The 11774-nt window shown below is 69.1% G+C and carries 6 protein-coding genes; 4 read left to right on the plus strand and 2 right to left on the minus strand.

Features of this window, described 5'->3' with window-relative positions:
- The first annotated feature begins 2 nt into the window (after positions 1–2).
- Together KAK06_RS02300 and KAK06_RS02305 are read left to right on the plus strand one after the other, a co-directional pair.
- Entirely contained in the window at positions 3–2912 is a 2910-nt protein-coding gene (locus KAK06_RS02300; protein WP_210800187.1) for an adenosylcobalamin-dependent ribonucleoside-diphosphate reductase, read from the plus strand.
- 115 nt (positions 2913–3027) lie between these two features.
- Positions 3028–5109: a TolB family protein gene (locus tag KAK06_RS02305; RefSeq protein ID WP_210800188.1), complete on the plus strand. Its 2082-nt coding sequence runs from the start codon at positions 3028–3030 to the stop codon at positions 5107–5109.
- Here the strand turns inward: KAK06_RS02305 and KAK06_RS02310 are convergent.
- The gene (locus KAK06_RS02310) at positions 5088–5333 is read right to left on the minus strand and encodes a cysteine-rich CWC family protein (RefSeq protein ID WP_210800189.1); all 246 of its coding nucleotides are present in this window, start codon (positions 5331–5333) and stop codon (positions 5088–5090) included. The genes KAK06_RS02305 and KAK06_RS02310 overlap by 22 nt on opposite strands.
- 140 nt (positions 5334–5473) lie before the next feature.
- On the opposite strand from KAK06_RS02310, the gene ahpC reads away from it, so the two are divergent.
- Together ahpC and ahpF are read left to right on the plus strand one after the other, a co-directional pair.
- On the plus strand, positions 5474–6049 hold the full coding sequence (gene ahpC / locus KAK06_RS02315; protein ID WP_210800190.1) for an alkyl hydroperoxide reductase subunit C: 576 nt from the start codon (positions 5474–5476) through the stop codon (positions 6047–6049).
- 162 nt (positions 6050–6211) lie between these two features.
- Positions 6212–7780: an alkyl hydroperoxide reductase subunit F gene (gene ahpF / locus KAK06_RS02320; protein ID WP_210800191.1), complete on the plus strand. Its 1569-nt coding sequence runs from the start codon at positions 6212–6214 to the stop codon at positions 7778–7780.
- A 13-nt stretch (positions 7781–7793) separates the two neighbouring features.
- Here the strand turns inward: ahpF and KAK06_RS02325 are convergent, their stop codons facing one another.
- A complete protein-coding gene (locus KAK06_RS02325; RefSeq protein ID WP_210800192.1) occupies positions 7794–11750 on the minus strand; it encodes a beta strand repeat-containing protein in 3957 nt (1318 codons plus the stop codon).
- Positions 11751–11774 lie beyond the last annotated feature (24 nt).

The following is an 11774-nucleotide window of genomic DNA, read 5'->3' on the forward strand; positions in this document are numbered from 1 at the left end:
CCATGAGCCGAACCCGCACCGCCCCCCGCCAGCCCTCGCTGCTCGACAGCCTGCCCGCCCAACCGATCAGCGAAGAGGTGCTGGTCGAGAAATACGCCAAAGGCGACGAGCGCACGGTCGACGAAGTGCGTTCGCGCGTCGCGCGTGCGTTGGCGGCCGTTGAGGCCCCCGAGCACCGCGCCCACTGGGAGGCCCGGTTCTTCGAGGCCCAGCGCCGCGGCTTCGTGCCGGCCGGACGCATCAACTCGGCCGCCGGCACCGACCTGACCGCCACGCTGATCAACTGTTTCGTGCAGCCGGTGGGCGACTCGATCGCCTCGGTCGATGACGGCTTCCCCGGCATCTACACCGCGCTGACCGAGGCCGCCGAGACGATGCGCCGCGGCGGTGGCGTGGGCTACGACTTTTCGCGCATCCGCCCCAAGGGCGCCTGGGTCGGCTCCACCCAGTCCAGTGCCTCGGGCCCGGTCAGCTACATGCGCGTCTTCGACCGCTCCTGCGAGACGGTGGAATCGGCCGGCGCCCGCCGCGGCGCGCAAATGGGCGTGCTGCGCTGCGACCACCCCGACATCGAGGACTTCATCCACGCCAAGGATGAAGGTGACCTGCGCAACTTCAACATCTCGATCGGCGTGACCGACGCCTTCATGCAGGCGGTGCAGGCCGGCGCTGATGTGGAACTGGTGCACCGCGCCGAGCCCGGCGACAAGCAGAAGGCCGCTGGCGCCTACCAGCGAGCCGATGGGATGTGGGTCTACCGCAAGGTGGCGGCCAGCACGCTGTGGGACCAGGTGATGCGCTCCACCTACGACCACGCCGAGCCCGGCGTGCTGTTCCTGGACCGCATCAACCTGGACAACAACCTGTCCTACTGCGAGACGATCGCCGCCACCAACCCCTGCGCCGAGCAGCCGCTGCCGCCGTATGGCTGCTGCTGCCTGGGCTCGATCGACCTGACGCACTATGTGCGCAACCCGTTTGAGGCCGACGCCAGCTTCGACGACGCCGCCTTCACCGACGTGGTCAAGGTGGCCACGCGCATGCTGGACAACGTGCTGGACGTCACCGTCTGGCCGCTGGAGCGCCAGCGCGAAGAGGCCGCCAACAAGCGCCGCGTCGGCCTGGGCTTCACCGGCCTGGGCGACGCGCTGGTGATGCTGGGCCTGCGCTACGACACGCCGGCCGCGCGCGAGATGGCGCGCCACATCTCCGAGGTGATGCGCGATGGCGCCTACAACGCCAGCGTCGACATGGCCCAGGAGCGCGGCGCCTTCCCGCTGTTCAACGCCGACATGTACCTCAGCGGCGCCAGTTTCGCCAGCCGCCTGCCCGCGGCGGTCAAGGAGCGCATCCGCGAGCACGGCCTGCGCAACTCGCACCTGCTCTCCATCGCGCCCACCGGCACGATCAGCCTGGCCTTTGCCGACAACGCCAGCAATGGCATCGAGCCCGCGTTCAGCTGGACCTACAACCGCAAGAAGCGCATGCCCGACGGCAGCTTCAAGGAGTACGCGGTCGAGGACCACGCCTGGCGCCTGTACCGCCACCTCAAGGGCGACAACGCGCCGCTGACGGAGGCCTTCGTCACCGCGCTGGAGATGAGCGCCGAGGCCCATGCGCTGATGGTGGCCGCGGTGGCGCCGTGCATCGACACGGCGATCTCCAAGACCGTCAACGTGCCGGCCGACTACCCCTACGCCGACTTCCAGGACCTCTACCTCACCGCCTGGAAGAGCGGCCTCAAGGGCCTGGCCACCTACCGGCCCAATGCCATCCTGGGCTCGGTGCTGAGCGTCGAGCCCGCCACCACCGCCCAGCCGGCGCCGCTGGTGGCCGACCACGCCAACCAGCGCCTGAAGCTGGAGAAGCTGCCCAAGCCGGTGCTGACCTCGCTGCGCTGGCCCGGCCGCCCCGAGATGCGCGGCGGCAACCCGGCCTGGAGCTACATGATCCAGCACCCGCACGGCGACTTCGCGCTGTTCGTGGGTGAGCTGCCGGCCGAGGGCCCGGACGGCGGCCTGTTCGGCAAGAACCTGCCCTTCGAGGTCTGGGTCAACGGCGCCGAGCAGCCGCGCGGCCTGGGTGCGTTGGCCAAGACGCTGTCGATGGACATGCGTGTCAACGACCCGGCCTGGCTCAAGCTCAAGCTCGATGCGCTGGCCACCGTGGCCGAGGAGCGCAGCTTCGAGATGGCCTTCCCGCCGCATGGCGAGAAGCGCCTGTTCCCTGGCGTGGTGGCGGCCACCGGCAGCGTGATCCGCTGGCGCTGCGAGCAGCTGGGTGCGCTGGAAGAGGGCGGCCCCACGCCGGTGCTCGACGCCATGTTCAGCCGCGAGGAGCCGCGCACCAGCTCGGCCGGCACGCTGGCCTGGGCGGTTGACATCGAGAACCCGGGCACCCAGGAATCGTTCACGATGACCCTCAAGGAGGTGGCGCTGGCGGCCACCGACTCGGCCACCGGCTACGTCACCCGGCCTTGCGCCGTGGGCTTCTCGGGCAACTACCCCAAGGCCTACGACGGCCTGGCGCGCCTGCTGTCACTCGACATGCGGGTGATCGACCCGGCCTGGATCGGCATGAAGCTGCGCAAGCTGCTCAACGTGGGTGAGCCGCTGGGCCACTTCATGGCCCCGGTGCCTGGCGAAAAGCGCCAGCAGACCTGGCCGTCCACCGTGGCCTACATCGCCCGCCTGGTGATCCACCGCTATGCGATGCTGGGCGTGCTGGATGAGCAGGGCTTCCCGCTGCGCGAGATGGGCATACTCGAGGCCCCGCGCCCCAAGGCCGATGGCGCCGTCACCGTCGCCCCGATGGCCGGCAAGCCCTGCCCCGAGTGCGGCAACGCCACGATGATCCACAAGGACGGCTGCGACTTCTGCACCGCCTGCGGTTACGTGGGGCAGTGCGGCTGACACCCCCAGTTTGAGGGGTCGGCGGCATGAGCCGCCCGGCGGTGTGGTGCTGCGTGAGTGGTTGAAGGAGCGGCGCGCGCTGCCCGCTCCAGTCACCCACCTTGAAGTACCGCCCATGTCCACTGCCCTTGTCCGCTCCGTTGCCCTGGCGCTGGCCCTGCCCGCGGCCGTCCAGGCCGTGCCGCTCGACGCTGGTATCGACCAGCAGGTCAATATCGGCACCACCGTGCGCCTGACCGGCAGCGCGCTGAACCTGCACAACCTGCCGATGACCGGCTACCAGTGGACCCAGCTGTCGGGTCCCTCGGTCACGCTGTCGAGCACCACGGTTCCCAACCCGACCTTTTACACGCCCAGCGTGGCGGTCGACACCGACCTGCATTTCCGCTTCCAGGCGGTCGATGGCAGCGGCACCACGCACAGCGACGAGGTGGTGATCACGGTCCGGGCCAGTGCCTCCAACCAGCCCCCCGTGCAGACCCTGGGCGCCACACGCACCGTCTACAAGCACGCCATCGTGCAGACCTGCGCAGGTGGTCTGGACTACGACGGCAACATCGTCTCGCGCCAGTGGACCCAGATCAAGGGGCCGGCGCTGAAGAAGGTCACGATGACGGATGACCAGGCCTGCCTGAGCTACACCGTGCCGGGCATCTCCCAGGGCAAGGAGGTGGTCTACCAGGTGGTGGCCACCGACGATCTGGGCGCCACCAGCACCGACCTGCTGTCCCTGTGGCTGTTCCCCCAGTTGCCTGCGGTGTCGCCGCAGGTCACCGCCGGGGCTCGGCGTGTGCTGCTGACCTGGCCGGCCGTCAACAAGGCTGCCGGCTACGAGATCTGCCGCGCCCTGGTCCCGGTGACCGACGTCGGACAGTGCGCCAGCCTGGGTGGGGTGCTGACGGCCGTGGGCAAGTCGCCCGGCTGGCTGGACGAGACGGTGGTGACGGGCACCACCTACCACTATGCGATGCGCGCCGTCGAAGCCGATGGCTCGCCCGGCCGGACCGGCCTGAGCCGCAGCGTGCTGGCGCAGGACAACGCCACCCGGGTGATCCTGCGCGCCAGCGGCGGCAACGGGGCCTCGGTCAGCGCCAAGGGACGCCATGTCGTCTTCACCACGCCGGCAGCGATGGTCTCGGGCGACGCCAACAACGCCTATGACGTCTACCTGTACGACCAGATGCAGAACCTGTTCACGCTGATCTCGGCCAACCCGGCCGGGGTCGCCGGCAACGGCCTGTCGATGTGGGGTGCCATCAGCGGCGACGGCCGCAGCGTGGTGTTCGAGTCGGGCGCCTCCGACCTGGTGGCTGGCGACACCAATGGCAAGTCCGACATCTTCGTGCGCGACCTGCGCACCGGCACGACCACCTTGGTCACGCCCGGCGGCAATGGCCACAGCCGCACGCCCAACATCAGCGCCGATGGCCGCTGGATCACCTTTGTCTCCGAGGCCAGCAACCTGGTGAGCGGCGACACCAACGGCGCGCCTGATGTGTTTGCCTTCGACCGCCAGAGCGGCCTGACGCAACGCATCTCGGTGCGCAGCGGCGGGGCGCAAAGCCAGGGCGTTCCGCTCTACATGACCCGCCCGCCCAGCATCAGCGCCGATGGCCAGAAGATCGCCTTCACCAGCTATGCCAGCGACCTGGTCGATGGCGACGACAACGGCCTGCAGGACGTGTTCGTGCATGACCGCGGCACCGGCAGCACCGTCCGCGTGGGCACCCAGGCCGATGTGCCGGTGCTGGCGGGCGACGGCCGCACGGTGTTCTTCGCCTCCTGGGACCGCAGCCTGACCTCGGTGCCCTTCAGCAGCTGGGCGCTGTTCAGCCGCGACCTGATCACGGGCGCCGTGGCCATCGAGTCGATCAATGCCGACGGCGTGGGCAGCAATGGCATGAGCCTCCTGTCGGCCACCAGCCATGACGGTCGGCACCTGGTGTTCGATTCCTACGCCAACAACCTGATCCCCGGCGTGGGCATGCACCAGCAGGTCTATCGGCGGGATCGCCAGACCGGCCAGCTCAGCCTGGTCTCGCAGAACGACAGCGGCGTCGTGGCCAACAGCTCGTCGATGGAGCCGGCGATGGCGCGGCTGAGTCCGGGGGTGGTGGTGTTCGTCTCGAACGGCAGCAACCTGGACCCGCGCGACACGGGCACCTCGCCGGACCTCTACGTGCGCGAGACGCCCTGACCGGGCCCGTCGCCGGGGGCAAGTGGCGCTCCGGCGGCCAACGCGCTCAGGCACGCCAGGCACAGGCAGCGGCTCCAGCGGGCCCGCAGGCCCGCCAGCAGCTCCGGCGTCAGAGTCAGCCCCGTGCAGGCGCACGGGGCTGTGTCCTTGGCGCCGCAGTGGAACGCGCCGCCACAGCGCGGGCAGCGGTCAATGGACAGCAGGGGGTCGACAGGGGTCGGCATGGCCCCAGTGTGGCACGCGCGGGCCAATAGGGGACGCCTATGGTGCAGATTCGATCAATCAATCCACAGAATGCTGCGGCGCAACTAAGATTCGTTCCGTCGCAGCAAGCACTGCACATCCCCAAACCCCAAGGAACACCATGTCGCTGATCAACACCACCGTCCAGCCGTTCAAGACCCAGGCTTTCGTCAACCGCGCCGGCAAGGGCGAGTTCATCACCGTCTCCGATGAGAGCCTGAAGGGCAAGTGGTCGGTCCTGATCTTCATGCCGGCCGCCTTCACCTTCAACTGCCCGACCGAGATCGAGGACGCTGCCGACAACTACGCCGCCTTCCAGGCCGCCGGCGCCGAGGTTTACATCGTCACCACCGACACCCACTTCTCGCACAAGGTGTGGCACGAGACCTCGCCGGCCGTCGGCAAGGCCAAGTTCCCGCTGGTGGGCGACCCCACCCACGCGCTGACCAACGCCTTCGGCGTGCACATCGCCGAGGAAGGCCTGGCGCTGCGCGGCACGTTCATCGTCAACCCGGACGGCGTGATCAAGACCATGGAAGTGCATTCCAACGAGATCGCCCGCGACGTGTCGGAAACCCTGCGCAAGCTCAAGGCTGCCCAGTACACGGCGGCCAACCCCGGCCAGGTCTGCCCGGCCAAGTGGAAGGAAGGCGCCAAGACCCTGGCCCCGTCGCTGGACCTGGTCGGCAAGATCTGACGCGCTGATGCACCCTGATGGAGCGGGCCAGCGGCCCGCTCTTTCCCCCCGGCCCGATCCCCGGATCAGGCCCCGTTGACAGCCTCCCGGCGGGACGCCCGGGTGGAGGTTGTCAACGGGGTCCGGACGACCTCACCCTGACAACGCCCAAGGAGCGCCACCATGCTGGACACCACCACCACCGGCCAACTCGCCGCCTACTTCGAGCGCATCAGCCAGCCGATCGAGCTGATCGCCAGCCTCGATGACTCCGAAGGCGCGCAGCAGATCCGCGAGCTGATCACCGAGATCGCCGCCATCGCGCCGGCCAAGATCAGCGCCCGCTTCGACGGCCAGTTCGCGCGCCGCCCCAGCTTCCAGATCACCCGCGTCGGCCACGACATGGGCGTGCATTTCGCCGCCGTGCCGATGGGCCACGAGTTCACCTCGCTGGTGCTGGCGCTGCTGTGGGCCGGCGGCCACCCGCCCAAGGTCGAGCCCGAGCTGCTGGAGCAGATCCGCGCGATCGACGGCGACTTCGCCTTCGACACCTTCATGAGCCTGACCTGCCACAACTGCCCGGACGTGGTGCAGGCGATGAACCTGATGGCGGTGTTCAACCCGCGCATCCGCGCCGTGGCGATCGACGGCGGCCTGTTCCAGGCCGAGGTCGAGCAGCGCCAGATCATGGCCGTGCCCAGCGTCTTCCTCAACGACCAGCCTTTTGGCAACGGCCGCATGGAGGTGGCCGAGATCCTGGCCAAGATCGACACCGGTGCCGCGAAGCGCGAGGCCGCCAAGCTCAGCGAGAAGGCGCCCTACGAGGTGCTGATCATCGGCGGCGGTCCGGCCGGCGCCGCGGCGGCGGTGTATGCGGCGCGCAAGGGCATCCGCACCGGCATCGTCGCCGAGCGCTTCGGCGGCCAGACCATGGACACGCTGGCGATCGAGAACTTTATCTCGGTGCAGGAGACCGACGGCCCGAAGTTCGCGGCCGCGCTGGAGGCCCATGTGCGCCAGTACGGTGTGGACGTGATGACGCTGCAGCGCGTGGCGCACATTGAGCCGGCCCCGCAGCCCGGCGGCTACGCCACGGTGACGCTGGACAACGGCGCCACGCTCAAGGGCCGCAGCATCATCCTGGCCACCGGCGCACGTTGGCGCAACATGAACGTGCCCGGCGAGGCCGAGTACCGCACCAAGGGCGTGGCCTACTGCCCGCACTGCGACGGCCCGCTGTTCAAGGGCAAGGACGTGGCGGTGATCGGCGGCGGCAACTCGGGCATCGAGGCCGCGATCGACCTGGCCGGGATCGTGCGCAGCGTCACCGTGCTGGAGTTTGCTGACCAGCTCAAGGCCGACCAGGTGCTGGTCGACAAGCTGCGCTCGCTGCCCAACGTGACCGTGCACCTCAACGCCCAGACCACCGAGGTCACCGGCGACGGCCAGAAGATGACCGGCCTGACCTGGAAGGACCGCGTCACCGGCGAGGAACACGCCCCCGCGCTGGCCGGCGTCTTCGTACAGATCGGCCTGGTGCCCAACACCGAGTTCCTCAAGGGCACGATCGAGCTCAGCCGCTTCGGCGAGATCGTCATTGATGCCAAGGGCCACACCAGCGTGCCCGGCATCTTCGCCGCCGGTGACGCGACGACCGTGCCCTACAAGCAGATCATCATCGCCACCGGCGAGGGCGCGAAGGCCGCGCTGTCGGCCTTCGACCACCTGATCCGCACGCCGGCCGCGGCCTGATGCTTCGTCGCGCTCAACCGCCGCTGGCGGTGAGCCGGAAGTTCTCGGCCCACAGTGCGGTGCTGGGCAGGCCGGCGTCCAGCGTCAGCAGCGCCACCTCGTGCAGTTCGGGCGCCTGCAGTCGGGTGTTGCCGTCGTCGGCCCGCTCCTCGACAAAGAACAGGTGGCCCTGACCGCTCAGCAGGTCCTGCACCAGGATCGCCTGGTGGCTGCCGTCATCGACCCGCGTGCCCTGCAACAGCGTGGCCAGTTCCTTGGCGCTGGGGCCATCGCTGCCGAAATCGCCGGCCACGGCGAACAGGTGCTGGCCGCTGAGCGTCAGGGGCAGCGTCAGCGCGTCCAGGCTGGTGCCGCCGCCGGGGTTGCCATCCAGCGCGGTGGCGCCGGCCGGGCCGAAGAAGGCGCTCAGGTCCACCACGTCGCCACCGAGGCCGGCCTGCACATCCAGCAGCTTGTCCAGGCCGTTGGCCGTCGCGTCGGCCTCCAGCACGAACCGGTCGACGCCCGCCCCGCCGATCAGGCGGTCGTTGTCGGCGCCGCCGCGCAGGGTGTCGGCGCCGACGCCGCCTTGCAGCACATCACTCCCGGCCTCGCCCAGCAGCAGGTCATTGCCGACCCGGCCCCGCAGCAGGTTGTCGCCGATGTTGCCGATCATCAGGTTGTCGCGGGCATTGCCGATGCCGTCGATGGCATCACTGCCCAACAGGCGCAGCGTTTCCAGGTTCAGGCCCAGCGCGAAGCTGACGCTGCTCCAGACTTCGTCGTGGCCAGCGCCGGCCAGCTCGACCAGCACGGCCGAACTGTCCGTCACCCGGTAGACGTCGTCGCCTGTGCCGCCTGCCACCGTGTCGCCCGCACCGATGCCGCTGATCGTGTCGTTGCCCTGGCCGGCCAGCACATCGTCGCTGCCGGTGTTGGCCGCCAGGTCGAGCTGGTCGCCCCAGGCGCTGCCCGTGATCAGGCTGCGTTCGAAGCCGTCCCAGTGAACATCGGTGAGGGCGCCCACGCTGCCCAGCGTGATCGCGCTGCTGCTGGCCGACCAGTCGGCATAGAAGGTGTCCACGCCGCCGCCGCCAAGGTAGTCGCCGCTCTCGCCGCGCGCCACGATCAGGTCATTGGTGGCGCTGCCGGTGATGCTCCACTGCTCGATGTTGGCGGCATGCAGTTGGGTGCGCCAGCTGCTGCTCCACCAGCTGACGAAGTCGAACTGGGTGGCGCTGGCCAGCGCCGTGGCGATCGTGGCACGGCTGCTGGTGTGGTTCAGGTCGCCCAGCAGCGTGCCGCTGGCGTCGTAGGCGAGCAAGCGGGTGTAGCCGGTGTCCGAGTTGTAGAGGCTGGCGATCGTCAGCGTGTCGCTGTCGGCGCCGCCATCGACGCTGCCCCAGGCCTGGGTGATGGTGTCGTCGCCGCTGCCGGTGTCGACCGTGCCCTGGTCGACGGCCACCCAGTCGTGGCCGGCGCCAGTGACCAGGTCATCGGTGGACGAGCCATTGCCGCGGTTGTCGATCGTGTCGTTGCCGCTGCCTGTGCGCAGGATCAGGCGCTCGAAGCCCGAGACGCTGATGCCATTGACCGTCTGGGTGCTGGCGGGGGTGTTGACCCAGGTGATGTCGGTGCTGGCGCTGGACCAGTCGGCATAGAAGCTGTCGAAGCCGCCGTTGCCGGCGTAGCTGTCACCGTTGCCGCGGGCCACGATCAGATCGGCGGTCTGGCTGCCGCTGATCGTCCAGTGCTCGATGTTGGCGGTGTGCAGCTGGGTACGCCAGCCGCCGCTCCACCAACTGCTGAAGTCGAACTGGGTGGCGCTGGCCAGCGCGGTCTCGATGTCGGCGCGGCTGCTGGTGTAGGACAGGTCGCCGACCAGGGTGTGGCTGGCGTCATAGGCCAGCAGCCGGGTGACGCCGGTGTCGGAGTTGTAGATGCCGCCCATGTGCAGCGTGTCGCTGTCGGCGCCGCCATCGACGCTGCCCCAGGCCTGGGTGATGGTGTCGTCGCCGCTGCCGGTGTCGACCGTGCCCTGGTCGACGGCCACCCAGTCGTGGCCGGCGCCAGTGACCAGGTCATCGGTGGACGAGCCATTGCCGCGGTTATCGATCGTGTCGTTGCCGCTGCCGGTGCGCAGGATCAGGCGCTCGAAGCCGGCCACGCTGATGCCGTTGACCGTCTGGGTGCTGGCGGGGGTGTTGACCCAGGTGATGTCGCTGCTGGCGCTGGACCAGTCGGCATAGAAGCTGTCGAAGCCGCCGTTGCCGGCGTAGCTGTCACCGTTGCCGCGGGCCACGATCAGATCGGCGGTCTGGCTGCCGCTGATCGTCCAGTGCTCGATGTTGGCGGTGTGCAGCTGGGTACGCCAGCCGCCGCTCCACCAACTGCTGAAGTCGAACTGGGTGGCGCTGGCCAGCGCGGTCTCGATGTCGGCGCGGCTGCTGGTGTAGGACAGGTCGCCGACCAGGGTGTGGCTGGCGTCATAGGCCAGCAGCCGGGTGACGCCGGTGTCGGAGTTGTAGATGCCGCCCATGTGCAGCGTGTCGCTGTCGGCGCCGCCATCGACGCTGCCCCAGGCCTGGGAGATGGTGTCGTCGCCGCTGCCGGTGTCCACCGTGCCCTGGTCCAGCGCCACCCAGTCGTTGCCGGCGCCGGTGACCAGGTCGTCGGTGCCGGAGCCATTGCCGCGGTTGTCGATCGTGTCGTCGCCGCTGCCGGTGCGCAGGATCAGGCGCTCGAAGCCCGAGACGCTGATGCCGTTGATGGTCTGGGTGCTGGCGGGGGTGTTGACCCAGCTGATGTCGCTGCTGGCGCCGGACCAGTCGGCATAGAAGCTGTCGAAGCCGCCGTTGCCGGCGTAACTGTCACCGTTGCCGCGGGCCACGATCAGATCGGCGGTCTGGCTGCCGCTGATCGTCCAGTGCTCGATGTTGGCGGTGTGCAGCTGGGTACGCCAGCCGCCGCTCCACCAACTGCTGAAGTCGAACTGGGTGGCGCTGGCCAGCGCGGTCTCGATGTCGGCGCGGCTGCTGGTGTAGGACAGGTCGCCGACCAGGGTGTGGCTGGCGTCATAGGCCAGCAGCCGGGTGACGCCGGTGTCGGAGTTGTAGATGCCGCCCATGTGCAGCGTGTCGCTGTCGGCGCCGCCATCGACGCTGCCCCAGGCCTGGGTGATGGTGTCGTCGCCGCTGCCGGTGTCGACCGTGCCCTGGTCGACGGCCACCCAGTCGTGGCCAGCGCCGGTGACCAGGTCATCGGTGGACGAGCCATTGCCGCGGTTGTCGATCGTGTCGTTGCCGCTGCCGGTGCGCAGGATCAGGCGCTCGACGCCAGCGATCTGGATGCCATGGACGGTCTGCGTCAGGCTCGGTGTGTTGACCCAGGTGATGTCGGTGCTGGCACTGGACCAGTCGGCATAGAAGCTGTCGAAGCCGCCGCGGCCATCAAAGGCATAGCCCTTGCTGCCGCGCGCCAGCAGCAGGTCCTGGGTGTCACTGCCGGTGATCTGAAAGTGCTCCACGCCCTCCACCGCGTGCTGGAGCGTCCAGGCGCCGCTGGTCCAGCGGATGAACTCGAAGCGCGCACCGGCGGCATTGGCGGCCTCGATCGTGGCGCGATCCGACTGCCAGCTCAGATCGGCGATCGCGTCACCGGCGCCGTCACGGACCACCAGCCGGGTATAGCCGGTGTCGGAGTTGGCCAGCGCCAGGCCCGCCAGGTCGTCGCCTGACTCATCCTGGATCAGCACGCTGCTGGCCGTGGTGGTCATGTATTCGTCGTCACCGCTGCCGCCCAGCAGCACGTCGTAGCCCTGGCTGGACAGCAGGGTGTCGTTGCCGCCCAGGCCCCAGACCACATCGTTGCCCGCTGTGTCGCCCAGGAAGTCGTCGTCTTCGGTGCCGACGACGTTGTCCAGCGGGCCCAGTGGGTTGGCGCCGAAGAGGCCGACGTCGTCGGTCAGCCAGGGGAAGCGGATGCTGCGCATGGTGGGAACTCCTTGTGACGGGAT

Source organism: Ideonella aquatica, assembly GCF_018069755.1.
Lineage (GTDB): Bacteria > Pseudomonadota > Gammaproteobacteria > Burkholderiales > Burkholderiaceae_C > Ideonella > Ideonella aquatica.